Genomic DNA, 26,082 nt, shown 5'->3' with positions numbered 1-26,082 from the left:
TGTTTAATTATTTTTTATTTACTGAAGCGTCGTAGATCTTTTCTACTGAATCTTCAAGCATGTTGTTGAATTCTTCATCAGTTTGATCGACGGATAATCCTTCTGTTAATCCGCGTGAGAAGCTTGCGATGATACCATCGTTTTCTTTTAATAGTTCGTTTGCTGTTGCACGGCTATACCCACCTGATAATGCAACAACACGAATCACACGTGGGTGTTCGACTAATTCTTTAAAGTTGTTTCTTACTGAAGGGATTGTCAGTTTTAGCATGACGTCTTGTCCTTCTTCTAATTTGTCTAATTCGTCTAAAATCGCAACTTTCATAATGTCTTCGATTTTTTCTTTATCTTCTGAGTGAATATCAACTTCTGGCTCGATGATTGGTACTAAACCTTTGTCTAAAATTCTTTTACCGATATCGAATTGTTGTTTTACAACTTCTTTAATTGCATCTTCATTTGCTTCATGAATAACTGAGCGCATTTTTGTACCGAAGATGCCGTGTTCGTTTGCACGGTCTAATAACTCATCAAGTTCAGGCATTGGTTTCATTAACTGAACACCGTTTTCTTTATCTGCAAGTCCTTTGTCTACTTTTAAGAATGGTGCGATACCTTTATCAGTTAAATATTCAGCAGTGTATTTACCATCTACTTTACTTTCCATTGTTTGTTCAAAAAGAATTGCACCTAAAATTTTGTCACTCGTAAATGCTGGTGACGTCACGATGCGTGTACGCATTTTGTGTACAAGATCAAACATTTCTTCTTCAGTATCGTAGCTATCTTCAGAGATACCATATAAGCGTAAAGCTTTAGGTGTTGAACCACCACTTTGGTCTAACGCTGCAATAAATCCATTACCATTTGTTACTTTGTCTAAATGTGACATGAAAGAATTCCCACTCCTAAAATATTATTAAGCATATATTGCCTATCACTTACATTATGCTAAATTTTTCAAGATAGTTCAATAAGTAAGTGTATTATGTATAATAGATTTATGAGTAAAGTTAAATTAAATAATATTAGTAAGTACTTTAAAGAGAGCACTGCACTTAATGATGTGAGTTTTAATATTAAAGAAGGGGAGTGCCTCGCAGTTGTTGGACCGTCTGGGTCTGGCAAAAGTACGATTTTAAGAATAATCGCTGGACTTCTAGAACCGTCAAGCGGTGAAGTTTTTATAGAAAATAAAAATATGACCTATTCCAAGCCAAAAGATCGTAATTTAACGTTTGTCTTTCAAAATCTTGCATTATACCCACACTTAACAGTAAAACAAAATATCGAATTTAGTATTAAGAAAAATATGAGTAAAGAGGAGTTAACAACGCATGTTGAAACGATTGCGACTGAACTGGATATTTTTAACCATTTAAATAAGCGCCCACATGAACTTTCAGGCGGAGAAAGGCAGCGTGTCGCCCTCGCTAGAAGTCTTGCGACAAATGCGGATATTATATTAATGGACGAACCACTTGCGAGTCTTGACACAAGTTTAAAGCGTGAAATTACAGATCTTATTTTACGTATTAAAACTGAAGAGAAAAAAACGATTATCTATGTCACACACGATCATAATGAAGCAATGAAATTAGGCGATAAAATACTCGTTCTTAATGACGGAGAAGTCGAGCAGTTTAGTGACGCATCTCTAGTATATAGTCATCCGAATAATCCGTTTGTCGCACAGTTTTTCGGAACTCATCCGATGAATGTTTTTAAATATCATGGTAAACTTTGTGGGGTGAGACGAGAAGACATTTATATTGTAGAAGACGGTATTAAAGTACAAGTGATAGACGTAAACAAAATTGGTGGAGATATATTTGTATCATTTACATATAAAAATCAGCGACTTGTCTTACTCACTAGAGAGAATAATATAGACATTGGTGATGAAATAAATATACAATTTGAATCACTACACGAATTTCAATAAGGAGAATTGTTAATGGACGTTATTAAACCAATTTATGATAGAAAAAGTACAAAAATATTTAAGAAAATTGAACCGATTTCTAAAGAAGCGGTTGAAACGATTATAGAAGCGGCAATCCAAGCACCAAATCACCATATTACAGAGCCTTGGAAGTTTTTTGTTATGCAAGGTGATAATATGCAGAAGTTCTATGATGCTGCGGTGGAATTCCAAAAAAATCGAGATATTACTGAAGAAGAATTTGAACGTATGAAAGTGAAAATGGTCAATAAAACAATGGTCGCACCAACAGTCATTTTAGCAGTCTATAGTAAAAATAAAAATAAAACACGTGGTAAATATGAAGAAGACATATTAGCAGTCGGCGCTGCGATTCAAAATATGCTCATTCAAGCGACGAGCATGGGTATCGATTCGATTTGGAAAACTGGACCTGTTTATAATAGTAAAGAAGTAAAATCAGCATTAGGTATAGAAGAAGACGAAGAAGTCGTTGGAGCTATATTCTTCGGAGAAAACGATAATGCAAAAGAGCTTAGTAGAAAACGTACAGACAAAAAAGAAAAAACAATTTGGTTATAAAAAACCATCCCTTTTAATAAGGGATGGTTATTTTATTTAAAGAGCTGCAAATTGTGCGTCGTGTAACGCGCGGTAAATTCCTTCGGTATTTTCTAATAGTTCTTCGTGACTACCAGATTCTTCTATTCCATTTGGTGTCACAACTAAAATACGGTCTGCATTTTTAATTGTTGCGAGTCTATGTGCGATAACGAGTGTTGTACGACCGACTGCGAGTCTATTTAATGCAGATTGAATTTCTCTTTCAGTTTCAGTGTCTAACGCACTTGTTGCTTCGTCTAGTATTAGAATTGGTGGATTTTTTAAGAACATTCTTGCGATAGAAATTCTTTGTTTCTGTCCACCCGATAATTTAACCCCGCGCTCTCCGACAATTGTATCGAGACCGTCCTCATAACTATCTACGAGATCTTTCAGTTGTGCTTTATAGAGTGCATCGTAAATCTCTTCATCTGTCGCGTCAGGTTTACCATAAGCGACGTTTTCTCTTAATGTTCCAGAGAATAAGAAGACATCTTGTTGGACGATACCGATATTTTCTCTTAAAGATTTTAGAGAGTACTCTTTAATGTCGACACCATCGATTTTGATTGAGCCACTCGTGACATCGTAAAATCGTGGTAAAAGGTTGGTGATTGTCGTTTTACCTGCACCACTCGGACCAACGAGTGCTACTGTCTCTCCGCTACTCACTTCAAACGATAAATCATGTAATATTTTTTTATCTTCATATGAGAAATTAACATTTTCATATGTAATTTCACCTGTTGTATCTTTTAAAATAATTGGGTTTTCTTTTTCTTGAATATCAGATACTTCGTTCATCGTTTCAGTAAAGTGTTTAAATCCTGCGATACCGTTTGGGTATAGTTCGATGACTGCGTTAATTTTTTCAAGTGGCTTAAATAAAATATTAGAAATTAAAATGAATGCCGCAAAATCTCCGTAAGAAATTTTATCGTTTAATACAAAGTACGCACCGGCAATTAAAATAAACACTGTCACAAAACGCATGAGCATATAAGAAATTGAGTTATTTAATGCCATAATTTTATACGCTTTTAATTTTGTTTTTCTAAAGTTTCTGTTAATTTCCTTAAACGCTTTAATTTCATCTTCTTCACGTGCGAATGCTTGAACGAGGCGAATGCCACCGATTTTATCTTCAATGAGGTGGTTAAATTCAGACACACGTCCGAATAACTCTCTAAATGCGACTGTCATCTTTTTGTTGAAGTAAATCGCGATAACTAGAATAAGTGGAACAATGACAAATGATATAACAGCGAGTTCTGGGTTGATCCAAAGCATAATCCCGAAAGCGCCTAATAGCGTCATTATCGCAATAAATAAATCTTCAGGACCGTGGTGGGCTATCTCACCGATATTCATAAGGTCATTTGTTAATCGTGTTAATAGTTTACCGGTTTTCGTATTATCAAAGTAACGATAAGATAAGTACTGAATGTGACTATATAAGTCGTTACGTATATCTCTTTCAATATTAGTTCCAAGTAAGTGTCCATAGTACGTCACAATATATTGTAAAAAAGTATTCAAAATGTATACCGCAAGTAATCCAAGAGTTGCTATGAATATTAGTTTAAAGTTCTCTGTTGGGAGTAGATTATCTATAAATCCACTAACGATAAGTGGAAATAATAATTCAAGCAACCCGACAAAAACTGCCGATGAAAAATCTAACATAAATAAGCCTTTATAAGGTTTGTAGTATGAAAAAAATCGCCTCATGACAGTTCTCCTTTATAATGTAATACAAAAAGTATATCATATTAAAAATAGTCTAAACTTAAAATTAGATGATTTAGAAATATTGTTTATGCTAAAATATAGACGATTTTATTATAAAGGACGTTTAATTATGAAAAAGTTAAATATTGGTTTAATTTACGGTGGGAAATCCACTGAATATGAAGTGTCATTACGATCAGCAAAAAGTGTATTAGATGCGTTAGACAAAGAGAAATATAATGTACGTTTAATTCATGTATTAAAAACAGGTGAGTGGGTCACAACAACTAACCTTTCAGAAATTGACTTAACGTTAGTCGAGGAGAAGGAAACAATGAAAGTTGTTCCTGGGCAACAATTTGAGACTGAAACGACAAAAATAAAACTCGATTCAATTTTTTCAGTACTCCACGGAACTTACGGTGAAGATGGAAACGTACAAGGATTACTTGAATGTGCGAACGTTGCCTATGTTGGTTGTGACACAAGAGGTAGTGCTGTTGCGATGGATAAGGATGTTACAAAACGTCTATTAGACTATCATCACATTCAAGTTGCAGACGGTGTTGTCGTTCATCGCTACGAGAAATCAGCGGTTGATTATAATCTTATCGAAGAAGCGCTCGGGTTACCGATGTTTATAAAACCAGCAAACCAAGGGTCATCTGTTGGTGTGAGTAAAGTCAATAATGAAAAAGAATTTAACGACGCTTTAAATAGTGCTTTCGATTTTGATGATAAAGTACTCATCGAAGCGGCGATTGTCGGGAGAGAAATTGAAGTATCTGTACTTGGTAATGATGAGTTAACAGTATCAGTTCCGGGAGAAATAGTCTCTAACGTTGACTTTTATGATTACGAATCAAAATATTTAACAGATGACGGTGCGACATTAATTATTCCTGCAAAATTAACGGACGATGAAACGGCAAAAATTCGAGCAGTCGCTGAAAATACGTATCGCACATTAGATTGTTTAGGCTACGCGAGAGTCGACGTATTTTTAACAGAGTCTCGCGAAGTAATCGTCAACGAAATTAATACGTTACCAGGATTTACATCCATTTCAATGTATCCAAAACTGATGGAAGAAAGCGGTATTCCTTATAGTGAATTACTTGATAAGTTAATCGATTTAAGTATTGAAAAATATAATGAGAAAAATGATATTAAGTTTGATTCAGGGTTTTAAAAGTTCGGTATAATAATGTAAAAGGGGGAATTTCATGAAAGAAAAATTAACAGAAAGACTGATTCGCTACGCAAAAGTAGATACACAGTCGGACGCATGTAGTGAAACAACACCATCGACAAGTAAGCAGTGGGATCTTTTAATTATGCTAAAAGATGAACTGGAAGAATTAGGATTAAAAGAAATTACGTTAGATGATAATGGGTATTTATTTGCAACTATTCCTGGAAACGTCGACGCGGAAACTGTTGGATTTTTAGCACACGTCGATACCGCAACAGATTTTACAGGAACAAATGTTAACCCACAAATTGTTGAATATAACGGTGGAGACATTATTTTAAATAGAGAAAACGATATCGTTATGAAAGAAAAAGATTTTCCAAATTTAAAAAATTATTATGGACATACACTTATTACAACTGATGGGACAACACTTTTAGGTGGAGACGACAAAGCAGGAATTACTGCGATTGTCACTGCAGCTGAAGAAATTTTGAATAGTGATATAAAACATGGTGACGTCCGCGTTGCATTTACACCAGATGAAGAAATCGGTCGCGGGCCTCATAAGTTTGATGTTGAGAAATTTAATGCAGACTTTGCCTATACGATTGATGGAGGACCAGTCGGTGAGCTTCAGTATGAAAGCTTTAATGCTGCAGGTGTCAAAGTGATTATTAAAGGCAAAAATATTCATCCAGGTACTGCTAAAGGTAAAATGGTAAATAGTCTCACAATCGCTTCAAAATTTGCATTAGAGTTTGACGAAACAGATACACCTGAACATAGTGAAGGATATGAAGGTTTCTTCCATTTATTAAATATTAGCGGATCAACTGATGAAACAGAATTAGAATATATTATTCGTGACTTCGATAAAGATAATTTTGAGTCACGTAAAAATCATATGAGAAAAATTGTTGAAGCATACCAATCTAAATATGGTAAAGAAAACGTCTTATTAGAATTAAATGACCAGTACTACAACATGAAAGAAAAAATTGAACCAAAATTTTACATCGTGGATATCGCAAAAGAAGCGATGGAATCACTTGGTATCGAACCGATCATTCGTCCAGTACGTGGTGGAACAGATGGTTCTCAGTTATCATATATGGGATTACCGACACCAAATATATTTACTGGTACAGAAAATATGCACGGTAGACATGAATTTACATCGGTTGATGATATGGAAAAAGCTTCAAAAACAATCGTTGAAATCGTAAAAAGAATTGCTGAACGATAAAAATAACCGTAAAGAAGATTAATCTTCTTTACGGTTTATTTTTCGTGCTTCTCCAACAGGTCGTGCAGAGAATGATTTACTATCCAGAGTATCGTCACTTGAGACACGCTTTAAAAAGAATGCAGTAATGAGTCCAAGCCCCATAAATACTGCTCCGACGTTAAATGCTAAGTTAATACCTTGAATCATTATTTCGTTTTCAATTTCAGGTGTTACATAATCTATCGTTCTTAATTTAAAGTTTACATATCCTTGCATAACTGAAATGAGTAGGGCGATCCCTACAGCTCCAGACACTTGGTTTTGCATCGAGTTGAGTGAAGATCCATCTGGTGTTAGATCTCTTGGTAAATCATTCATTCCGTTTGTCATCACTGGTGTGTTAACTAGAGTCATACCAAATGCTCGAATAACGTAAATTGTTAAAATATAAGTAAAACTTGTGTCAATTGTAAGACGACCTAAAAATGCAGTTGTGACTGTTGCGAGTGCTAAACCAGTAATCGCCATTACTTTAGGGCCATACATATCAAATAATTTTCCAGATACTGGAGATAAGAAACCTAAAATTAATGCGCCCGGTAACATTAGAAGGCCTGTCTCTAGTGGTGTTCTATTTTGAATGTCTTGTAAAAATATTGGAATTAAAATCATTCCGGCAAATAATCCCATGTTTGTCGCCATACTAATTAGTGTACCAAGTAAGTACATACGGTACTTATACACTCTAAAATTTAACATTGGTACTTCTAATTTCATTTGTCTTATGACATAGAAGTAAATGACGATTACACCAATGAGTATTGGAACAAATGTCTCTATCGCTAGAAGCTTATTGTTACCCGCTGAAACGAGTCCGTATAATAAAGCACCGAATCCAATCGTTGACATAATCACCGATGGAATATCCATCACGGCTTTCTTTTGAATGGTTACGTCTGGAAGTAAGATATAACCAGAAACCAAAATGATGATTAATAAAGGAATCATCATTAAAAATAATACATGCCAATCATGTTTTTGAATAATAATCCCTGAAAGTGTCGGACCAATTGCTGGTGCGAAGAACATAACTAAACTGAATAACCCCATCGCAGTTCCGCGTTTTTCAGGAGGGAAACTACGAATCATCGTATTCATAAGTAAGGGCATTAAAATAGAAGCTCCGGTTGCTTGAATCATACGTCCGGCAATTAACATTGGAAATGCAAATGAGAGTCCTGAAATTGTCGTTCCAATTAAAAATAATCCCATCGCACTTAAGAATATCTTTTTCGCACTAAAACGGTTCATGAAGTAAGCGGTCATTGGTATAATAATCCCAGCAACTAGCATGTATGACGTTGATACCCACTGAACGCTTCCTGTTGAAATATTAAAGTCATTTTTAATCGATGGTAATGCGACGTTTAAAAATGTGTTTGATAAAAATGCAATAAATGCACCACTAATTAAAATGATAATCAACCGGTAATCCGGTTTTTCTGTTGGCTTTTCCAAGGGAAGACCCTCCTCGTTAATCTAAATAATTGTTATCAATAATAGTATATATGTAGAATCCTGCTACACTTCCTAATATAATAGATATTGCGACTGATCGTGCGTAACCAAAATTCGGTGCAACAAATGTCACACCCCAGTAGGATAATAAAATCATTAGCGCAATTAATGTAAACGCAAGTAACGTTTTAGACATAAACGATTCACCCCAAATTTATACATAGACAATTATCTATTAATCATACCGTTAATTATAGTGAGAATACAATAAAACAGATTGAATTATAAGGATGGATAACGAATGAGTTTTAAGCTACAAAATTTTGAAGAAGAATACTTTAATAGTCGTAACGATATTCCAGAAGAACTTTTTGATGGATTGAAGCAAATGGGTGTAGATATTAATGGTAAACGTATATTAGACCTTGGTGCCGGTCCCGGGTTTTTATCAGCAATGCTTTCAGATAAAGGTGTAGTTGTTGACGCGTTAGAGCCGAGTGAAGTATTTAGAAATATGGGTAAGGGCTATACGAATGGTAAAAATGTAACATTTTATGATGGAGTCGCAGAAGATACAGGTCTTGTTGAAGATGAGGGGTACGATATAATTTTCGCACTTCGTGCATGGCAATATTTCGACTCAAATGAAGCAGTAAAAGAAGTGAAAAGATTATTAAAACCACATGGCTTAATGATTATTTCAGATATAGGGTTTAGAGTAAATAATTCAATGATGAAAGAAACAATGAGAATTATTCGTTCTAATTCTAAATACAATCAATTAGAGCCAGCAGGATCTAAAAAATACTCAATTCAAATGATTAACAGCTTCCCAGTCGAATGGTTTAGTGACTTTAACTATCATAAATTTGACTTAACAAATCTTTTTAAGAAAGATTACCAAGTAAAATTTACAGATGAAGAATGGCTAAAGAGAATTGAGACGTCTTCTTGGCTATCTCGTTTTAGTGATCATCGAAAGGAATCAGTATTAACAGAAATTGATAATATGCTTCAAAGTACTGAGAAAAAAGATAGTTACGACATACCACACGTGTTAAGTACAGCGATATTTAAAAATAGGAACAAAAAATAAGTAAAAAGGAATGTGTGAAAGCACATTCTTTTTTTAATGAATTTTGAGAAAACGTATACATTTTACACTAAAATTTCAGTGTAAAATGTTACGTAAATTTGTATTAATTATCTAAAAACTTATAATAGTCATGTTAAAACGTTATCATACGTATTAATATACATTTATATGTATAATTTAATTAATTATAAAAATAAAAGAAATTATATTTCGTTTTTAAAATAAAGTATTTGAAATAACAGAATATTATTAATAGATTTACTTTGTATTTAAACAATCAAAAACATTGATAAACGTTGATATAAAGCCTATAATTAAGACAGTAAAGAAAATAACTAAATGAAATAAATAATAAAAATCAGGAGGAAACAAATTGTATACTACTAACATTATTCCGGTTGAACAACGTATTAAAGAATATAAAACAGAAGCTTTAAACAATAAAATTCTTAAAGAAAGTAAATCTAACCGTAAATTTACAAATATTTTCTCTAAATTACTTGGATAATTCGTATTTTTATTAATGAATACGTAATATAGATTAAAACCGAAGTCTTAGACTTCGGTTTTTTTATATTTATTCAGATAAATTTAACTGCCAACCAACACCAAATGGGTCAGTGACAAATGCATATTGCTTACTAAAGCCGTAATCATCTAATGGCATTAATATTGAGCCTTTTGATTTAAGTTTTTCATATAAATCAATTTGTTCTTGTTCACTTTCACATTCGATGAAAAAATTCATAGATGGTGTGAATGAAAAATCATGAGTAATTGAAGCGTCATTAATAATAATGTTGTTTTCATGAATATTGACAAGGCTTTGCATTACTTTGCCTTTCATATCGCCTGTTTCAAAGTAGTTTATAAACACAACTTCAAAATCTTTAAACACTGATCTATAAAATAAAATTGCTTCTTCCGCACGTCCGTCAAACATTAAGAATGGGGTCATTGATTTCATTAAAATTCTCCTTTCTTTTATTGTGTCAATTATATCAAAGGTGTGAATTAACTCGATAAGTGCATTGAATAAAGTTCTCAAATCTTATAAAATTAAACCTATACTATTAATAAAAGGAGTCGGTTAAATGGAAGCGAATAAAAAAGAAAAAATTGAAAGTTTTAACAAGCGAAAGCTTTCATTTAATAAAAATTGGACTGTTCAAACATTAATTAACGCAATCGTTATCACTATCGGCTCTTTTATATTCGCAGTAGGAGTTAATACGTTTATGATCGGTGGAAACCTCGCTGAAGGTGGGGTTATCGGGATATCGATCATACTTTTCTATGCGTTTGGTTGGTCTACTGCACTAACGAACTTAATTATTAACTCGATTATTTTAGCGATTGGTTTTAAATTTTTATCGAGACGCGCGATGTATTATACAATATTCTCAATACCAATGACATCACTGATGCTCTGGTTTACAGAGACTTGGCAAATGCAATTTGAAAACGTCATTGTCAATATGATTTTTGGTGGAATGTTCATCGGTATCGGTATAGGGTTAATTTTTAGAGTAGGTGCAACGACTGCTGGTACGACGATTTTAGCACGTATCGCAAACAAATATTTAGATGTAAATGTTTCTTATGCGTTACTGTTCTTTGATTTACTTGTTGTACTTTCAGGTCTAACAGTAATTCCTTTAGAAAGAGTACTACTTACTATAATTGCATTATACGTTGCAACAAAAGTAATGGACTTCATTGTCGAAGGTATGAATCCTAAAAAAGCAGTGACGATTATTTCAAATAAACCAGAACTACTCGCTGAACACGTCACAAAAGATATTAAGCGTGGTGTAACAATCATGCATGGTAGAGGATATTACACACAAGAAAACAAAGATGTGTTATATATTGTTATTAACAAAAACCAACTCGGTCGATTAAAACGTGTCATTAAGAAAAATGATGAATCTGCATTCGTAGTTGTACACGACGTAAACGATGTGCTTGGTAACTTTATTATTTAAGATAAGAGGAGAAATCAATGAAACTTCAACTATATTTTCACAACAAAGAGTTAGAACTGCTGCCAGAAACATTTTTTGAGTATTTATCATCAGATGAAACACTCATCGATTCAATTGAAGGTCTATCAGCGATTAAATACGTATCTGAATCAAAAGACTTAAGAAGAGAAGGAACAAAATTTCAAATTACTTTTAATGGGCAGACTTATTTAGGAAAAGTTACAAAACATGTTGAAAATCGTCGTTTAGAGTTTACGATTTATGGTTTTGACTTTTTACTTCACACGATGATTAACGTCGTGCCAGTAGAGTCACGTTCTGAACTTGTAATTTCATCAGATGTTGAAACGAGTAATTTCGGAACTTATTTACGCTTTTTAGGACGTAAGCTATTTGTTACACAACAATTTAATAACATATTAAAACCACTTTATTAAAAAGGGTCAATTGAGGTGAGGGTCATGAATCAAACTGTTACAACTAAACGTAAAATATTTAGTGCGATATTTTTAATGGCCACCGCTTCAATTGGTCCTTTATTTTTATTATCGACAGCTGAAGATACGTTCCAATTTAAAGAGAATTTAGCATTTATTATTATAATGACTGCAATTATCGAGTTAGGTATTCAAATGAACATTTGGAGAATACTCACTGCAGTGAATCAACCTGCAAATATTGTCATTGAAAAAATTATCCCAAAATCTCTGCCATTTACGTCGGTGCTTGTATTACTAGGTGGAGTTGCTTTTAATATATTAAACATTGCAGGACTTGGGATCGGGATGAGTTTATTATTTAATATCGATGTTAAACTCGGTGCATCCATTGGTATATTAATTGGGATATTAATATTTTTATTCAATAAAAATCGGATGACACTTTATACTTTTATTATCGTATTGTTTAGTTTTATCGCATCAATTATCTTATTAAGTTTCTTATTTGTTATGTTTGACGTACCATATTCACTCGTATTTGCACGTACAGTGATTCCAGACATTGAATTTAATACGATTACGTCAATTGCAACGATGGTCGCGTTATCTATAGGAGGATATATTAGTTTCTCAGGTGCGCACCGTTTAATTGACGTTGGTGTAACAGGTGAACAATATAAAAAAGAAGTGACAAAAGCAGCAGTTTTTAGTGTGCTAATTGTAACTGCCGTACGCTTTATATTATTTTTAACAATTCTAGGGTTAACGAATAAAAATGTCATTATCTTTGAAGATAGTATATTAGAAGGGGCATTTTTAGAAATTTTCGGTGATCTAGGCATATATGCACTTGGAATTTTATTTATTGCTGCTTCTATTTCTTCAATTATCGGAGCAACTTATACGATTGGAACGTTTATTAAGCCAGTAAACGTCATTATTAAAACTCATATTGATACGATTTTAATGATGATTGTATTAACGAGTTGGTTCGTTTACTTACTTGCTGGAGAAGATGTGATGCTCATTAATGTAGCGTCAATATTAAATGGACTCATTATACCTGTGATATTAGGTGGAGTTTTACATGCATCTAAACGTAAAGATATCACAAAGGACTACAATCATCCGGCGTGGTTATTTGTATATGGTGTGATTTCATTAATTGTACTCTTCGCACTTATTTTTATATCAATCTATGATATTTTACAGTTATCGTTTTACAGTTAATTTTAAAAGGAATATAATGTATGAATACTTAACGTAGATAGTAGTTAAGTACTGAATGTAACAAAGGGTTACAACTCTGTAGTTTAGTGGAGGCAAACAATGACAAATTTTAAAGAAATTAAAACGAAAACGTATGAAGATATGAGTCGTGAAGCGGCACAAATTATTTTTGACGCATTAAAAGAGAACGAAACATTTTCGTTAGGGCTTGCGACTGGTTCAACACCAGAAGGGATGTATGAAGTACTCGCAACACTTATTAACGATGAAAAATTAGATTTATCACACTTAACGACATTCAACTTAGATGAGTATGTTGGTCTAGATGAAGACGACGATCAAAGTTATCATTATTTTATGGACGAACACTTATTTAGTAAATTAGATATTCCTAAAGAAAATATCAATATCTTAAATGGTGTCGCAAGTGATTTAGATAAAGAAGTAAAAGAATATGAATCATTAATCGACGAAACTGGTATCGACATTCAAGTATTAGGAATTGGACGTAATGGTCATATTGCGTTTAATGAACCAGGTACGAGCTTTGAATCATTAACAGGAAAAGTTCAGTTAACTGATGAAACAATTGAAGATAACTCAAGATTTTTTGAGAAGAAAGAAGACGTTCCAACAGAAGCACTATCGATGGGACTTAAAACGATTATGAAAGCTAAGCAAATTATCTTACTTATTTCAGGAGATAATAAACAACGTGCACGTGAATTATTCGTAAGTGGAAAAGTGTCTGAAGATGTTCCGGCATCTATTCTTCATAACCATGATAATGTTATTTTAATTACTGATGAAGCTGCACGTGGCGAAGAATAATTGTATTGAATAATTATTTTAAAAATCGTAATATATAGTTAAATCATTAGTAGGAGGGATGATTCCCTCCTATTTTTATACATAATTATATAGAAGAAAGGAGTATGTGATGATTACTTTTTTAAAGAAAATCAGTTGGTACTATAAAAAGCATAAATTTAAATTCATTATAATTTTAGTGTCCGCAATTATTTTAAATTTACTTGAAATTATGCCACCACTGATTATTGGGAAAACAATCGATTTTATAACGACAGAAACATTATCTGTCACGCTAATGAGAAATATTCTCATATTGTTTTCTGTTGTTATTATATCAATTTATTTGCTTACATTTTTAAGCATATATTATATTTCTCAGTCAGGGTATCATATCGATGCGATTTTACGTAAGCGCTTAGTAAAAAAATATTTGGCGATGTCTCCGTCTTTTTATGAAAGAAATAGCTCTGGAGATTTAATGGCAAGAATTACGAATGATTTACGCAGTGTTACGATGGGAACAACGGCTGGAATTGTTACAATTTTAGATACGCTAATATACGGAACGATTATTTTAATCACGATGATGGTCGTCGTTAATCCTGTATTAACGATTATTGCACTATTACCACTTCCATTATTAATTGTGACTGAAGTTAAAATTGGTAGAAAGATTATGGATCATCATATGACTGCACAAGAAGCATTCGGTAAAATGAATAATAATGTACTAGAGGTCGTTGAAGGTGTAAGAGTAACGAGAAGTTACGTTCAAGAAAATGAAGAATATAACGATTTTAAAGCGATGACATCAAATTACATTGAACGTGTCATGAAAGTTGTAAGATTAGAAGCACTATTTGAACCAGTCACAACATTGATTGTCGCATCATCATTTATCATTTCGTTTGCGGCGGGTGCTTATTTTATCCAAAATGATATCGTTACGCTTGGAGAATTTATAACATTTAATATTTACTTAAATATGATGATTTGGCCAATGTTTGCATTTGGAATGATGTTAGATATTACTGAAAGAGGGCGCGCATCATTAAATAGAATTGAAGACGTATTATACGAAACGGATGACGTCTTATTATCTGATGGAGCTGTAAAAAATAACGACGTGTCGTTTAAAAATTATTCGTTTACATATCCGACATCTACTAGAGATAACTTAAGAGGAATTGATCTTGAACTGAAAAAAGGGCAAACACTTGGAATCGTTGGTAAAACTGGAAGCGGTAAAACAACGTTTATTAAGCAATTTTTAAAGTACTATACTGAAGGAAATGGTTCATTCATTATCGATGGGAAGCCGATTAAAGATATTAGTAAAGAAGAACTCAGAGATTTAATTGGATATGTTCCTCAAGAGAATTTCTTATTTAGTAAAACAGTGAGAGAAAACATACTCTTTGGTAAAGAGAATGCTACAGATGAAGAACTGCAAGCTGCGATTGAAAATAGTGCATTAATTAATGACTTAAATAATATGTCTGACGGTTTAGAGACGAAAGTTGGAGAAAAGGGTGTCGCGTTATCTGGCGGTCAAAAACAGAGAATCTCAATTGCGCGAAGTTTAATTAAAAATCCAGAAATTCTTATATTAGATGACGCATTAAGTGCGGTTGACGCAAATACTGAAGCACATATTATCGACGCATTAAAACGAACACGCAAAGATAAAACAACAATCATTATTACGCATAGACTCTCTGCGGTTGAACATGCAGATCAAATTATCGTTATTGATGACGGTGAAATCGTTCAGTCAGGAACACATGATGAGTTAACTCAAAAAGATGGATGGTACAAAACGCAACATGAGTACTTTAAACATGGGGGTGAGACGGTTGAACCAAATTAAACGTCTATATGAATTTACAATCGGTCAGCGATCTCTCCTTATATTTGGTGCGCTTCTTAGTTTAATTGCGGTTGGACTTAATTTATTCGGTCCGTTTATATTAAAAATTATTTTAGATAACTATTTAGTGAAAGATAATATCGTTGTTAAAGGTATTGTCATTATGCTTTTAGTGTATTTACTCGTTGAAATCACAAATGGTCTAGTTGCCTATTATTCTAAAATAATTACATTAAAAGCCGGAAGTAAAGTCATTCAAAATATCCGCCTAAAAGTATTTAGACACATACAAAAACTTCCAGTGAGATATTTTGATAACTTACCAGCAGGTAAAGTCGTTGCGCGAATTACTAATGATACTGAAACGATTTTAACAGTATTTACTCAAGTGCTATCACAGCTCATCACAAGTGGATTTACGATTATTGGAGTTGTTATTGCATCGTTTATTGTTAACGTATATGCAGGATTACTCATGCTACTCATCTTACCGGTATTATTTTTATGGCTATACTTATATCGTAAAGCATCTAACAAATACAATATGATAAAACGTGAGAAAAATAGTGAAATGAACGCATCGATTAATGAATCAATCAGTGGAATGAGTGTTATTCAAGCGTTTAACAACGAAGACAAAGTGTTTAACGAATTTTTAAAACTGAATGAAGATTACTATGAAAGTTCTGTTCGCTTATCACGATTAAATGCATTAACAAACACGAACTTAATTGAATCGTTAAAGAGCGTCGTACTTATGTTTTTAATATTTGTGTTTAGTTATATGTTTTTATTCCAAAATACAACGTGGTCCATCGGTTCTATGTACTTAATGATTGACTATGCAGGAAAGATTATGATGCCATTATACGGAATTATTGGTGTGTTTGATGTTATCGAACAAGCACGAGTTGCGACAAATAAAGTATATGAATTACTCGACGAAGAAGAAGAAAAAGAAGACACTGGTGAGCTGAAAATATTTAATGGTAATATCGAGTTTAAAGATGTTAACTTTTCTTATGTTAAAGGACACCCTGTATTAAACGACATTAATTTTAAAGTTAACCAAAACGAAACGCTTGCACTTGTTGGTCATACGGGGTCTGGTAAAAGTTCGATTATTAACTTACTAATGAGATTTTATGACCCAGATAGTGGAGAAATATTATTTGACGGTGTCGACACGAAAACGATTAATAAGCAGTCGATGAGAAAGCATACGGCAATCGTTTTGCAAGATCCGTATATTTATAACGGAACGCTGTTATATAATATTCGTCTTGGTAATGAAAGTATCACTGAAAAAGAAGCAAAAGATGCGCTGATTTCTGTTGGGGGAGAAATGATTTTAGAACGATTTGAAAACGGAATTCATGAGGAGCTAATAGAAAGTGGTTCGACCTTATCTCTTGGAGAGCGTCAACTGATTTCATTTGCTCGTGCACTTGCATTTAAACCGACATTACTAATTCTCGATGAGGCAACATCTAACGTGGATAGTGAAACAGAACAACTCGTGCAAAAAGCAATGAAAATTGTATCTTCAAACCGTACGACAGTGATTATTGCCCACCGATTATCGACAATACAACATGCAGATCAGATATTATTGCTAGATAAAGGAAACATCGTTGAATCAGGAAATCATCAAGCGCTAATTGCTAAAGATGGTAAATATAAAGAAATGTACTATAAACAAGTAATGAAAAAGTAATGACATTGAGAACTCTCAATGTCATTTTTTATCTATCTTATCTTTTAAATTACGCTTTAATAATAAGTGTGTGGTAAAATAATAAAATAAGTGAGTCTATGTAGGATAGTATTGGAGTAGATGAATGTCAGTTTTATTTGAGGCGTTTTGGCCGGTAATTCCAACCTTTTTTGGTTTTATTTTAATATTGTTATTAATATCAATATATATTAATAGAAAATTTGGATATCGATTAAATACATATAAAAAGCTGCGAGACTTTGTACTTTTTGTCGGTATGATGATGAGTGTAATTGGAATACTTTTAATTACGTTGATGCCAACGAATATAGAAGGCCATACGTTAAATGTAGCGCCGTTTCAGTCGATGAAAGAATTATATTATTACGGTACTGATGAGGCGATTATCAACAACATAGGTATGAATATCGTATTATTTATACCACTCGGATTTTTCATTTATTTAATTACTGAAAAAGATTTTTTAACAAGTATATTAGGATGTTTACTTTCAATAAGTATCGAAACGTTGCAATATATATTGCCCCTTGGACGTACGACGAATATTGACGATGTTATTTTAAATGTAGTTGGTACATTAATTGGAATACTTATTGCATACTTTTTTAAAAAAGTAGAAATATTTATAATTGGTTATATTAGTAGGGATAATTCATGAAGAAGTTAATTACGACGGGCTTACTATTCTTTACTCTAGTAGGGTGTAGTACGTATCAAGAGGTTGAAAGTGACGAAACAACGCGTACTATTACAACAGAGCAAGCCGGGCATTTACAAATTAATAAGACAATCAAGAGACCTATACTCTTTAGAGCAGCAGATCCTTTAAATGCTGAACTTCTAGGTGTTTCACCAGCTGGCATTAACAGTCAGTTAGAACATACAGATTTAGTTAAAGAAAAATTAAATGGAGAATTTATTACTCCAGGTGACACCGATAAAGTTAGAAATCTTAACCCAGATTTAATAGTCACTTATGCTCCAGATGAGTATTCTAGTGAGTACGGTGAAATCGCACCAACTATTGAGATGAGATACATTACAAGTGCATTTAGTCCATATAAAAAGAGAATTTATTTAACACATTTTTATTATTTAGGTGTTATTTTAAATAAAGAAGAAGAAGCAAAAACAATTGCAGATGACTTCTTAGAAAAAATTCCAAAACTTCGTCGAGAGTTAAACGAACAAGTAACGGACAAAAATGCAGCAGTTATCTTAGAGGAGAACAACAAATATTATTTACGTCCAGAATTTACGAGTTACGGTACTGAAGCTGTGTTTGATATATTAGGCTTTAAACAACCGAAATATATTAAACGTATTTTAGAAAGTGATGATAGTAAGGTATATGTCGATGAAGATTACAGTAGTGCAGAGCTTGATTACTTATTTGTTGCGACTGAAGATTTAGATAACAAAGAGAAACAAGGACAACTTGCTAAAGCGTTTAATATTGATGACACCAAGATCATATATATTGATATGTATAATTTTAGACCGAATGATTTACAATCGATTGAATATCAAACGAAAACAATTATTGATAAGTTAAATAATAAATAATAAGCACTCTTAATGGGTGCTTTCATTTTATATTTACATTTAAGGATGTGACCGGAATGATTACACCAGAAAATTTTAGCGAAAACTTTAATAATGAAAACTTTAAAGAAATTTACAATCAAACGTTCGAACAGTTTAAAGCAAATATTAGTAAAGAAAAATTCGTTGAGTTATGTACGATTTTTCATAGAGAAGCTAACGACTTAAGCATGAAATACAATAACACTTTAAAAGTTAACTTTCATAGATACAGTTACATGAACGACAAAAAAACGCATTTTTTAATCGTCGCATTTACTGATAAAAATGATATTGTAGGTATAGAGTTTCATTTAAATCATAAATACGATACAGATAATATTTGGACTAAAAATGAGTATTATGTTCCGTTAGAGGAAGCGGTTGTTTCAGCAGGTGGAATTGGAATTTTCCATAATTATCATTATCAAAGTGATAATCAGCGCTACGCGTATGATTTCACAAATATGATTGAGTTGTATCAACATAACGGTGCACCAGCAGATCTTGAAGCATATTTTGCGTATGGAGGTGATGTTTTAGCACCATTAGATGGTACAGTTGTCGAAGTAAAAAAAGATTTATTAGATAATCGTATAGGTACAGTAAATAGCGAGGAGCCATCTGGAAATTATATTATAATTGAGCACGATAATCACGAGTATAGCTTGCTCGCACATTTAAAACGTAATAGTGTAAAAGTAAAACCTGGAGATAAAGTAAAAGCAAAAGAAGTCATCGCACAAGTAGGAAATAGTGGTGCGACAACATTGCCGCACCTACACTTTCAAATAATGAGTGGAAAAGAGTTAAATAAAGATTCAATTAGAATTCGTTTTAAAAACCATGAAACTCTCACTCAAGGGGACCGAATTGAAGAACTTTAATTATTTATATCGTCATCGTGCTTGTCAAATGGATGTTCTTCGTACTCCCTTTTAAATATACTCATTACAGATATTAAACCGATGAGTAAAAATAATACAAATACCGCAGGTTTAAAAATACCGGGTAAATACGGTAACGAGAATCTATAAATGACCGCTAGCGCAATAATGATCAAAATCGTATTCAACGATTTACGCAGTTCTATTTTCAAGTTAAACACTCCTTAATGATTATTACTATTATACTAGCATATCAAATTTTAAAAAATGGGGGATTTGATGGGAAAGAAAAAAGAAGCCGGTGCAATATGCCCGTATTGCGGTCATAAATGGACATACAAAGAAAAATTACTCGGTTATATGATTAAGCCAAGATCAAGAACACGTTGTCCTAAATGTAAAACATATATCGAACCTTCCACAAAATCGATTACGTATGAGTATATCGCACTAGTACTATTAATTATTGGAATTATATTTGTTGTACCAAACTTACCGGTATTAAATTCGACGAGAGTATATATTGTTTTAATATTATTTGGCATATATATGTTTTTATTTGTACCATTATCATTGCGATTTGAAATTATTAATTACAATATAAAGGATAAAGATCATGAAGAAAGAAATTAATGTAGTCGCTGCAGTTATTGTAAATGATAACGACGAAATACTTGTTGCACAGCGTCCACCAGGGAAAAGCTTAGAATATATGTGGGAATTTCCAGGTGGAAAAGTAGAACCTTATGAAGATGAAAAAGTAGCGCTAAAACGAGAGATTTTAGAAGAAATGGATACTGAAATTGAAGTATTCGATAAAATTACAACAACGCGTCACGAATATGAATTTGGTATCGTCATATTAACGACCTATTATAGTAAAGTTGTAAAAGGTGACTTAAAATTAAAAGAACATATTGAAAAAAGATGGTTAAAACGAGAAGAATTAGGGAATATACTATTAGCACCAGCAGATATACCTGCTGCTCGAATGATTCAGGGGGGATAATTGTGGATCTTATTAAAGGATTATTTAGTTTCTTATTTAAAACAATCTTAGTATTAACAGCATTCACAGGAATTGGTTTAGTTGTTGCATACTTTGTTGTTAAAAAAGATGTTGAAGAAATTCAAGAATTCACTGAACGTATTCGTTTAGAAATGGAAGAGTAGTTCAGTAATGAAATTTAAAAAGACCTTTTGTTTATTTAAACAAAAGGTCTTTTTTATTAATCATGTAATGCTTTTTCAAGTGATTTGATATTTTCTCTCATAAGGCTTTGGTAAGTAGCATCTTCAGGGTCGTTGTCAGTTAATGCTTCTAAGTTATGGAATGGTAAGAATTCAACGTCTGTTTCTTTTGCAACCATATCTGTAAGACGAGATGATACATTTTGTTCGTTTAGAATATATGGTGTTTTTGTTTCTTTAATATCAGAAATCATTTTAGTTAATTCTTTTTGTGATGGTTCATCATCGTTTAAACCATTAATACCAACTTGTTCAAAGTCATATTTATTAGCAAGGTATCCAATTGATTCGTGTGAAATATATACTGTGTCACGTGATTTGTCTTTTGTTGCTTTATCTAGCTCTTTAGATACATCTTCTAAGTCAGCTTTTAAAGTTTCGTAATTCGCTTCGTATGTTTCTTCTTCATCTGGATTTAGTTCAACAAGTTTGTTTATAATGTTCTCTGCCATTTGAATAGAAAGTTCAGGATCTAACCAAACGTGTGGGTCAAACTCACCGTGGTGATGATCATGGTCGTGGTCATGGTCACCATGTTCATGATCGTGGTCTTCACCTTCATGATCGTGGTCTTCACCTTCATGATCATGCTCGTGTTCACCATGTTCATGATCCCCATCGTGATCATGGTCATGATGATGTTCATCTTTAATGAATTCATCTTTATTTTCGAATGCTTCTAATACTTCTACATCGTTACCGATTGTTTCATCAATTTTTTTAGCAACAGGATCTAACTCATGGTTAGTGTATATAAATAAATCACCTTTAGCATAGCTTAAAATATCTTTTTGAGATGGTTCATAGTTATGCATATTAACGTTTTTAGGATAAACAGATTCTACTTCTAGAGTGTCTCCTGCGATTTCTTTAGTCATACTGTAAAGTGGAAATACAGTTGTATACACCTTAAGCTCTTGTTTTTCGCTGTTGTTATCTTCGTTACTAGTTGTTTTGCTATCATTTGAATCACTACTACAACCAGCGAGCATAATTACAGCAATTAATGAAATTAGTAATGCTCTTAATTTCAAATTTTTTCCCTCCAAAATTTTAATACTTGAACAGTATATCGTAATACTTACGATTTAGCAAATGTCAATTTTTAAATTAACTTGAAAAGTGAAAGTATTTGCTGTAATATAGTTAAAGTGATTTAAATGTTTGTAATCATCCGTTGATGATCAACTGGCCAGTTGAAGGGAAATCACACAAAATTTATTTGAAGAGGTGACAATCATGCGCGTACAAGTTATTTTAGAATGTACTGAAACAGGTGACCGTAACTATCATACAGTTAAAAACAAGAAAAACAATCCTGAGCGTATCGAACTTAAAAAATACAGCCCAAGATTAAACAAAGTTACACTTCACCGTGAAACTAAATAATTAAGATTTTCTAACAACCATATCTGAAAAGATGTGGTTGTTTTTTATTTTTTATCATCACATTTACATTATGATATAATAATCACAAGAGATAATAGGAGGTTAAAATAATGGCAGAAATTTTAGATGGAAAAAAAGTTGCTGCACATTTATCTGATGAGATTAAACAAGCAGTAAAAGAGTCTCATGAACATGGGATCACACCTACAGCAGCATTTGTTCGTGTTGGTGACTTAGAAGATTCGATTTCATATGAAAATGCAGCAGTTAAAAGATTCCAAAAATTAGGTATTGAAACAAAGCAATTCCATTTTCCTGAAGATATTTCAGAAAATGAATTTTTAGACAAGTTTAAAGAAATAAACTGGGATTTTTCAATTAACGGAATTCTACTATTACAACCACTACCAAAACATATTAGTGTTACGAAAACAGCGCAACTCATGCGTTCATTTAAAGATATTGACGGATTAACAGTCATGAATTTAGGTAAAGTATTAACAAATGCAGATGATCGTTTAGAACCATGTACACCAGCAGCGGTAATGGAATTCTTTGACTATTACAATCTAGACTTAAAAGGTAAAAACGTCACAGTTGTTGGTGCAAGTGCCGTTGTTGGTAAACCATTATCACTACTCATGATGAACCGAGACGCAACAGTTACAACTTGTAACTTATACACAGACGACCTAGTCGCTAAATGTAAAGATGCAGATGTTATCGTGAGTGCGGCAGGAGCAATTAACTTAATTGAAAAAGAGCACGTTAAAGAAGGTGCAGTTGTCATTGACGTTGGAATTAACTTTACTGAAGAAGGTAAACTTGTTGGTGACGTAAACTACGATGAAGTTAAAGATGTTGCTGGGTTTATTACACCAGTTCCAGGTGGTGTTGGTGCGATTACAACGACAAAACTTGCTGAACATTTAATGAAAGCAGTCGAACAACAAAAACAAGCAGTCTTATTTATTGAAGATAAATACTAAATAACAAATGAAAAAGAAAACAATTATTATATTACTTATTTTAATGATTATTTTATTTATTCCAGTAGTGGACAAAACGAGTCAATCAGAGCGTGTTATTATCGACAATACAAGCCGAGAAATCATACACCCAGATTGTTTCGATGAAAATGAACATTCTAATTGGATTGACGAAGTGACTTTTAATAACGCATTAAATGAAAAAGAATATGATATATTAGGTGCGTGTTCTAAAGAGAAGTTACCAACTGGAAAAACGTCGATATTTAACCGAATACTTTTAAAATAAAAAGTCACTCACATAAATTTATGTGAGTGACTTTTGTTTTATTCATATAATGATTTAAAAGCTTTTTCGATGTTTGGAACAACTTGTTTTTTACGTGACACGACGCCTGTTAATAAAGCTTCGTTATCATCTAACGCAACGTCAAATGCACGTTCAATAACTGTGTTGTTTTCCCCAATCGCAATTACTCTTGAGTCCGATGCTAAAATATCAGTAACGACTAAAATGAATAGATCATAGTTTTCTTCGTTACTTTCTTTTTGCATTTCTTCAGTCAGCTCTTGTTTTCTTTCGAATAATTCTTCTAAGTCAACAACGTTTACTTGTGCAATACGCACGTGATTATCATTCATATCAAATGACTTTGCGTCACCTGTAATTAGTGTCTTTGCGCTTTTATCTTTCGTAGAAGCGCCTGCTTTAAGCATATCTAAACCGTACGTTTCATAGTTGACATCTGCGATTGTTGAAAGTTCATGAAGTGCTTCTTCATCTTGTTTTGTCGTCGTTGGTGATTTTAATAATAAAGTATCAGAGATAATCGCTGACATCATAAGTCCAGCCATTTCTTTTGTAATTTCGATATTATTTTCTTTATAAATCTTATTTAAAATAGTCGCAGTACACCCAACAGGTTCAGCTCTAAAGTAGAGTGGTGCGTCCGTTTCAAAGTTCGCTACGCGGTGATGATCAATAACACTAGTAATTGTCGCTTGTTCGATACCGTCTGCGGACTGTTGAAATTCGTTATGGTCAACGAGCATTACTTCATCAGTATCATTTACAGATTCAAGTAATTCTGGTACTTCTACGTTGAAGTAATTTAATGCATATTCTGTCTCTTTGTTAATTTCACCGAGGCGGTAAGCTTTCGCATCTCCGCCCAGTTCTTTTTCAATTGTCGCTGTGACAATCGCTGACGTAATCGTATCTGTATCTGGATTTTTATGTCCGAAAATTTTAACTGTCATTAAGATCTTACTCCTTATAATTGTCTAATTTAGTTATTATTTTATCACGAATTATGAATTCATTCTATTTTTCAGTTGGTGTTGGAATATAACATTTCCAATAAGTACGAGAATCATTACCGCAGTAAAGAAAGAGAAGTACAGTGTACCACCAGATACTCCGATTAACGCTCCACCGAGTACAGGTCCAATAATACTTCCGATTGAGAAAATCATACTAATTAATAAGTTTCCTGCTGCAATATGTGTTTTAGGAATGACATCAGTTAAATAGCCTAAGCCTAAACTATACATTGAACCACAAACGATTCCTGTTAAGGCAAATAAAACTGTAAGCATTACAAATGATTCTTTGTTTAATTCCATTAGTAAAAATCCAACACTTCCAATTGAGACTAACCATGTAAGTAAGCGGCCACGTCCCATTCGGTCACCAAGTGAACCAATTGGAAGTTGGAATAGAATCGCACCTAAGTTAAACATTGGTAAAATCCATGTGATTTGGCTAATTTCAAAACCATTTCTAAGTGCGAATACTGGAAAGTTTGAGTTTAAAGAACTTTCATAAAAACCGTATAACATAGGGAACATAAGTGCTGCCCATCCGAAGACGATCACGGTTTTAAAATTTGTTAATGTTGATAAAAATGTAATTGGTACATTGTTACTCGCAGGTTTTGCCTCACTCGCACCTTTAAGTGTAAATATAAGTGGCCAAGCCATCATTGTTACCACACTCGAAAGTACAAATGGTACATGTGTACCAAATACAACTAAGTCTGCAACTTTCGGTCCAATCATAAATCCTAAAGAAAAGAATAATCCATAAACGGCAATGACTTTTCCGATTTTGTGTTGAGGAGTTGTGGATGTTAACCAAGTTTGTGTCGACATATGTAATACGTTATCCGCAATACCAATAATAATACGTAAAATAAACCAAAACATTATCGAATCTAAAATTGGGAATAAAAATAAAGATACTGCGACGACGACTCCGCCGAAAATAACAAGTTTTTGATAGCCATACTTTCTAAGTGGTGCTTCTATAAAGAAGCTAGAAACGAATACACCAAGGTATAATCCAGCTGTATGAAATCCACTTAATGTTGCACTCACACCGCGTGATTCAAATATAAATGATATTAATGGAAGTAACATACCTTGAGAGAAACCACTAATACATACGATAATGGATAGTACGATGAAGCGTGCTCTGAAACTAGTAAATTTCATTTAATTCACCCGCCAATTCATATATAATGTACATAATTGTTAATTTAATTCTAAAAATTAAAAATATCTAAAAATAAGGGGTTAAGTC

The 26,082-nt window shown here is 32.9% G+C and carries 30 protein-coding genes; 21 read left to right on the top strand and 9 right to left on the bottom strand.

The window, feature by feature from the left end:
* Positions 1 to 7 precede the first annotated feature (7 nt).
* Positions 8 to 892, bottom strand: coding sequence for a fructose bisphosphate aldolase (locus KPF49_RS06265; protein ID WP_183675169.1), 885 nt, complete (start codon positions 890 to 892; stop codon positions 8 to 10).
* A 96-nt stretch (positions 893 to 988) separates the two neighbouring features.
* Here KPF49_RS06265 and KPF49_RS06260 point away from each other — a divergent pair, with 96 nt between their 5' ends.
* Both KPF49_RS06260 and KPF49_RS06255 read left to right on the top strand, forming a co-directional pair.
* Positions 989 to 1,945: an ABC transporter ATP-binding protein gene (locus KPF49_RS06260; protein ID WP_219490088.1), complete on the top strand. Its 957-nt coding sequence runs from the start codon at positions 989 to 991 to the stop codon at positions 1,943 to 1,945.
* A 12-nt stretch (positions 1,946 to 1,957) separates the two neighbouring features.
* Positions 1,958 to 2,527, top strand: a complete 570-nt coding sequence (locus tag KPF49_RS06255; protein ID WP_183675163.1) for a nitroreductase family protein — start codon at positions 1,958 to 1,960, stop codon at positions 2,525 to 2,527.
* Positions 2,528 to 2,563: 36 nt separating this feature from the next.
* Here the strand turns inward: KPF49_RS06255 and KPF49_RS06250 are convergent, their stop codons facing one another.
* Positions 2,564 to 4,279: an ABC transporter ATP-binding protein gene (locus tag KPF49_RS06250; RefSeq protein WP_183675159.1), complete on the bottom strand. Its 1,716-nt coding sequence runs from the start codon at positions 4,277 to 4,279 to the stop codon at positions 2,564 to 2,566.
* 130 nt (positions 4,280 to 4,409) lie between these two features.
* On the opposite strand from KPF49_RS06250, the gene KPF49_RS06245 reads away from it, so the two are divergent.
* A complete protein-coding gene (locus tag KPF49_RS06245) occupies positions 4,410 to 5,471 on the top strand; it encodes a D-alanine--D-alanine ligase family protein (protein WP_183675156.1) in 1,062 nt (353 codons plus the stop codon).
* A 34-nt stretch (positions 5,472 to 5,505) separates the two neighbouring features.
* Positions 5,506 to 6,723 carry a peptidase T gene (gene pepT, locus KPF49_RS06240; protein ID WP_183675153.1) on the top strand — a complete coding sequence of 406 codons (1,218 nt, stop codon included), beginning with the start codon at positions 5,506 to 5,508 and terminating at the stop codon, positions 6,721 to 6,723.
* An 18-nt stretch (positions 6,724 to 6,741) separates the two neighbouring features.
* Here the strand turns inward: pepT and KPF49_RS06235 are convergent, their stop codons facing one another.
* A complete protein-coding gene (locus tag KPF49_RS06235; RefSeq protein ID WP_183675150.1) occupies positions 6,742 to 8,223 on the bottom strand; it encodes an MDR family MFS transporter in 1,482 nt (493 codons plus the stop codon).
* A 16-nt stretch (positions 8,224 to 8,239) separates the two neighbouring features.
* Entirely contained in the window at positions 8,240 to 8,419 is a 180-nt protein-coding gene (locus tag KPF49_RS06230) for a hypothetical protein (protein ID WP_183675147.1), read from the bottom strand.
* 105 nt (positions 8,420 to 8,524) lie between these two features.
* Here KPF49_RS06230 and KPF49_RS06225 point away from each other — a divergent pair, with 105 nt between their 5' ends.
* Together KPF49_RS06225 and KPF49_RS08135 are read left to right on the top strand one after the other, a co-directional pair.
* On the top strand, positions 8,525 to 9,319 hold the full coding sequence (locus KPF49_RS06225; protein ID WP_183675145.1) for a class I SAM-dependent methyltransferase: 795 nt from the start codon (positions 8,525 to 8,527) through the stop codon (positions 9,317 to 9,319).
* 373 nt (positions 9,320 to 9,692) lie between these two features.
* Positions 9,693 to 9,827, top strand: a complete 135-nt coding sequence (locus KPF49_RS08135; protein ID WP_257713872.1) for a hypothetical protein — start codon at positions 9,693 to 9,695, stop codon at positions 9,825 to 9,827.
* A gap of 69 nt (positions 9,828 to 9,896) precedes the next feature.
* Here the strand turns inward: KPF49_RS08135 and KPF49_RS06220 are convergent, their stop codons facing one another.
* Entirely contained in the window at positions 9,897 to 10,286 is a 390-nt protein-coding gene (locus KPF49_RS06220; RefSeq protein ID WP_183675142.1) for a VOC family protein, read from the bottom strand.
* A 127-nt stretch (positions 10,287 to 10,413) separates the two neighbouring features.
* Here KPF49_RS06220 and KPF49_RS06215 point away from each other — a divergent pair, with 127 nt between their 5' ends.
* The 9 genes from KPF49_RS06215 to KPF49_RS06175 all read left to right on the top strand — a co-directional run bounded on the left by KPF49_RS06215 (position 10,414) and on the right by KPF49_RS06175 (position 19,869).
* The gene (locus KPF49_RS06215) at positions 10,414 to 11,307 is read left to right on the top strand and encodes a YitT family protein (protein WP_183675139.1); all 894 of its coding nucleotides are present in this window, start codon (positions 10,414 to 10,416) and stop codon (positions 11,305 to 11,307) included.
* Between the two features lie 17 nt (positions 11,308 to 11,324).
* The gene (locus tag KPF49_RS06210) at positions 11,325 to 11,744 is read left to right on the top strand and encodes a hypothetical protein (RefSeq protein WP_183675136.1); all 420 of its coding nucleotides are present in this window, start codon (positions 11,325 to 11,327) and stop codon (positions 11,742 to 11,744) included.
* A gap of 24 nt (positions 11,745 to 11,768) precedes the next feature.
* On the top strand, positions 11,769 to 12,977 hold the full coding sequence (locus KPF49_RS06205) for a divalent metal cation transporter (protein WP_183675134.1): 1,209 nt from the start codon (positions 11,769 to 11,771) through the stop codon (positions 12,975 to 12,977).
* A 99-nt stretch (positions 12,978 to 13,076) separates the two neighbouring features.
* Entirely contained in the window at positions 13,077 to 13,808 is a 732-nt protein-coding gene (gene nagB / locus KPF49_RS06200; protein ID WP_183675131.1) for a glucosamine-6-phosphate deaminase, read from the top strand.
* Positions 13,809 to 13,917: 109 nt separating this feature from the next.
* Positions 13,918 to 15,660, top strand: a complete 1,743-nt coding sequence (locus tag KPF49_RS06195; protein ID WP_183675128.1) for an ABC transporter ATP-binding protein — start codon at positions 13,918 to 13,920, stop codon at positions 15,658 to 15,660.
* Entirely contained in the window at positions 15,638 to 17,377 is a 1,740-nt protein-coding gene (locus KPF49_RS06190; RefSeq protein WP_420874583.1) for an ABC transporter ATP-binding protein, read from the top strand. Before KPF49_RS06195 ends, KPF49_RS06190 begins: the two co-directional genes overlap by 23 nt.
* A 124-nt stretch (positions 17,378 to 17,501) precedes the next feature.
* A complete protein-coding gene (locus KPF49_RS06185; RefSeq protein WP_183675125.1) occupies positions 17,502 to 18,056 on the top strand; it encodes a VanZ family protein in 555 nt (184 codons plus the stop codon).
* Complete coding sequence (locus KPF49_RS06180) at positions 18,053 to 18,964, top strand: ABC transporter substrate-binding protein (RefSeq protein WP_183675122.1); 912 nt, start codon at positions 18,053 to 18,055, stop codon at positions 18,962 to 18,964. Before KPF49_RS06185 ends, KPF49_RS06180 begins: the two co-directional genes overlap by 4 nt.
* A 56-nt stretch (positions 18,965 to 19,020) precedes the next feature.
* Entirely contained in the window at positions 19,021 to 19,869 is an 849-nt protein-coding gene (locus KPF49_RS06175) for a M23 family metallopeptidase (RefSeq protein WP_183675119.1), read from the top strand.
* Here the strand turns inward: KPF49_RS06175 and KPF49_RS06170 are convergent.
* Positions 19,866 to 20,081, bottom strand: coding sequence for a hypothetical protein (locus KPF49_RS06170; RefSeq protein WP_183675116.1), 216 nt, complete (start codon positions 20,079 to 20,081; stop codon positions 19,866 to 19,868). The two genes, KPF49_RS06175 and KPF49_RS06170, sit on opposite strands and share 4 nt — an antisense overlap.
* A gap of 67 nt (positions 20,082 to 20,148) precedes the next feature.
* On the opposite strand from KPF49_RS06170, the gene KPF49_RS06165 reads away from it, so the two are divergent.
* Genes KPF49_RS06165 through KPF49_RS06155 form a run of 3 tightly spaced genes read left to right on the top strand, consistent with a single transcriptional unit; the run spans position 20,149 to position 21,042 of the window.
* Positions 20,149 to 20,502, top strand: a complete 354-nt coding sequence (locus tag KPF49_RS06165) for a TIGR04104 family putative zinc finger protein (RefSeq protein WP_183675114.1) — start codon at positions 20,149 to 20,151, stop codon at positions 20,500 to 20,502.
* Positions 20,486 to 20,878, top strand: coding sequence for a (deoxy)nucleoside triphosphate pyrophosphohydrolase (locus tag KPF49_RS06160; RefSeq protein ID WP_183675110.1), 393 nt, complete (start codon positions 20,486 to 20,488; stop codon positions 20,876 to 20,878). Before KPF49_RS06165 ends, KPF49_RS06160 begins: the two co-directional genes overlap by 17 nt.
* A gap of 2 nt (positions 20,879 to 20,880) precedes the next feature.
* Positions 20,881 to 21,042 (top strand): hypothetical protein, encoded by a 162-nt coding sequence (locus tag KPF49_RS06155; protein WP_183675107.1) that lies wholly within the window; start codon positions 20,881 to 20,883, stop codon positions 21,040 to 21,042.
* A 56-nt stretch (positions 21,043 to 21,098) separates the two neighbouring features.
* Here KPF49_RS06155 and KPF49_RS06150 read toward each other — a convergent pair whose 3' ends face one another.
* Positions 21,099 to 22,154: a metal ABC transporter solute-binding protein, Zn/Mn family gene (locus KPF49_RS06150; RefSeq protein WP_246562711.1), complete on the bottom strand. Its 1,056-nt coding sequence runs from the start codon at positions 22,152 to 22,154 to the stop codon at positions 21,099 to 21,101.
* Positions 22,155 to 22,359: 205 nt separating this feature from the next.
* On the opposite strand from KPF49_RS06150, the gene rpmG reads away from it, so the two are divergent.
* The 3 genes from rpmG (at position 22,360) to KPF49_RS06135 (ending at position 23,787) form a co-directional block, all read left to right on the top strand.
* Positions 22,360 to 22,509 carry a 50S ribosomal protein L33 gene (gene rpmG / locus KPF49_RS06145; RefSeq protein WP_040929001.1) on the top strand — a complete coding sequence of 50 codons (150 nt, stop codon included), beginning with the start codon at positions 22,360 to 22,362 and terminating at the stop codon, positions 22,507 to 22,509.
* A 110-nt stretch (positions 22,510 to 22,619) separates the two neighbouring features.
* Complete coding sequence (locus KPF49_RS06140; RefSeq protein ID WP_183675104.1) at positions 22,620 to 23,498, top strand: bifunctional 5,10-methylenetetrahydrofolate dehydrogenase/5,10-methenyltetrahydrofolate cyclohydrolase; 879 nt, start codon at positions 22,620 to 22,622, stop codon at positions 23,496 to 23,498.
* A gap of 7 nt (positions 23,499 to 23,505) precedes the next feature.
* The gene (locus tag KPF49_RS06135; protein ID WP_183675102.1) at positions 23,506 to 23,787 is read left to right on the top strand and encodes an alpha-amylase; all 282 of its coding nucleotides are present in this window, start codon (positions 23,506 to 23,508) and stop codon (positions 23,785 to 23,787) included.
* Between the two features lie 38 nt (positions 23,788 to 23,825).
* Here KPF49_RS06135 and KPF49_RS06130 read toward each other — a convergent pair whose 3' ends face one another.
* Positions 23,826 to 24,758: a manganese-dependent inorganic pyrophosphatase gene (locus tag KPF49_RS06130; RefSeq protein ID WP_183675100.1), complete on the bottom strand. Its 933-nt coding sequence runs from the start codon at positions 24,756 to 24,758 to the stop codon at positions 23,826 to 23,828.
* A 51-nt stretch (positions 24,759 to 24,809) separates the two neighbouring features.
* The gene (locus KPF49_RS06125) at positions 24,810 to 25,994 is read right to left on the bottom strand and encodes an MFS transporter (protein ID WP_183675098.1); all 1,185 of its coding nucleotides are present in this window, start codon (positions 25,992 to 25,994) and stop codon (positions 24,810 to 24,812) included.
* Between the last annotated feature and the right edge of the window lie 88 nt (positions 25,995 to 26,082).

Source organism: Nosocomiicoccus ampullae, assembly GCF_019357495.1.
Classification (GTDB): Bacteria; Bacillota; Bacilli; order Staphylococcales; family Salinicoccaceae; genus Nosocomiicoccus; species Nosocomiicoccus ampullae.
Note: the sequence above shows the minus strand (reverse complement) of the source record. Positions and strands in the feature narration are given on the sequence as shown.

Excerpts from the sequence above, each read along its gene's own strand:
- KPF49_RS06265 (WP_183675169.1), bottom strand. The coding sequence starts at position 892 with ATGTCACATTTAGACAAAGTAACAAATGGTAATGGATTTATTGCAGCG.
- KPF49_RS06260 (WP_219490088.1), top strand. The coding sequence starts at position 989 with ATGTATAATAGATTTATGAGTAAAGTTAAATTAAATAATATTAGTAAG.
- KPF49_RS06255 (WP_183675163.1), top strand. The coding sequence starts at position 1,958 with ATGGACGTTATTAAACCAATTTATGATAGAAAAAGTACAAAAATATTT.
- KPF49_RS06250 (WP_183675159.1), bottom strand. The coding sequence starts at position 4,279 with ATGAGGCGATTTTTTTCATACTACAAACCTTATAAAGGCTTATTTATG.
- KPF49_RS06245 (WP_183675156.1), top strand. The coding sequence starts at position 4,410 with ATGAAAAAGTTAAATATTGGTTTAATTTACGGTGGGAAATCCACTGAA.
- pepT (WP_183675153.1), top strand. The coding sequence starts at position 5,506 with ATGAAAGAAAAATTAACAGAAAGACTGATTCGCTACGCAAAAGTAGAT.
- KPF49_RS06230 (WP_183675147.1), bottom strand. The coding sequence starts at position 8,419 with ATGTCTAAAACGTTACTTGCGTTTACATTAATTGCGCTAATGATTTTA.
- KPF49_RS06225 (WP_183675145.1), top strand. The coding sequence starts at position 8,525 with ATGAGTTTTAAGCTACAAAATTTTGAAGAAGAATACTTTAATAGTCGT.
- KPF49_RS06220 (WP_183675142.1), bottom strand. The coding sequence starts at position 10,286 with ATGAAATCAATGACCCCATTCTTAATGTTTGACGGACGTGCGGAAGAA.
- KPF49_RS06215 (WP_183675139.1), top strand. The coding sequence starts at position 10,414 with ATGGAAGCGAATAAAAAAGAAAAAATTGAAAGTTTTAACAAGCGAAAG.
- KPF49_RS06210 (WP_183675136.1), top strand. The coding sequence starts at position 11,325 with ATGAAACTTCAACTATATTTTCACAACAAAGAGTTAGAACTGCTGCCA.
- KPF49_RS06205 (WP_183675134.1), top strand. The coding sequence starts at position 11,769 with ATGAATCAAACTGTTACAACTAAACGTAAAATATTTAGTGCGATATTT.
- nagB (WP_183675131.1), top strand. The coding sequence starts at position 13,077 with ATGACAAATTTTAAAGAAATTAAAACGAAAACGTATGAAGATATGAGT.
- KPF49_RS06195 (WP_183675128.1), top strand. The coding sequence starts at position 13,918 with ATGATTACTTTTTTAAAGAAAATCAGTTGGTACTATAAAAAGCATAAA.
- KPF49_RS06185 (WP_183675125.1), top strand. The coding sequence starts at position 17,502 with ATGTCAGTTTTATTTGAGGCGTTTTGGCCGGTAATTCCAACCTTTTTT.
- KPF49_RS06180 (WP_183675122.1), top strand. The coding sequence starts at position 18,053 with ATGAAGAAGTTAATTACGACGGGCTTACTATTCTTTACTCTAGTAGGG.
- KPF49_RS06175 (WP_183675119.1), top strand. The coding sequence starts at position 19,021 with ATGATTACACCAGAAAATTTTAGCGAAAACTTTAATAATGAAAACTTT.
- KPF49_RS06165 (WP_183675114.1), top strand. The coding sequence starts at position 20,149 with ATGGGAAAGAAAAAAGAAGCCGGTGCAATATGCCCGTATTGCGGTCAT.
- KPF49_RS06160 (WP_183675110.1), top strand. The coding sequence starts at position 20,486 with ATGAAGAAAGAAATTAATGTAGTCGCTGCAGTTATTGTAAATGATAAC.
- rpmG (WP_040929001.1), top strand. The coding sequence starts at position 22,360 with ATGCGCGTACAAGTTATTTTAGAATGTACTGAAACAGGTGACCGTAAC.
- KPF49_RS06140 (WP_183675104.1), top strand. The coding sequence starts at position 22,620 with ATGGCAGAAATTTTAGATGGAAAAAAAGTTGCTGCACATTTATCTGAT.
- KPF49_RS06135 (WP_183675102.1), top strand. The coding sequence starts at position 23,506 with ATGAAAAAGAAAACAATTATTATATTACTTATTTTAATGATTATTTTA.
- KPF49_RS06130 (WP_183675100.1), bottom strand. The coding sequence starts at position 24,758 with ATGACAGTTAAAATTTTCGGACATAAAAATCCAGATACAGATACGATT.
- KPF49_RS06125 (WP_183675098.1), bottom strand. The coding sequence starts at position 25,994 with ATGAAATTTACTAGTTTCAGAGCACGCTTCATCGTACTATCCATTATC.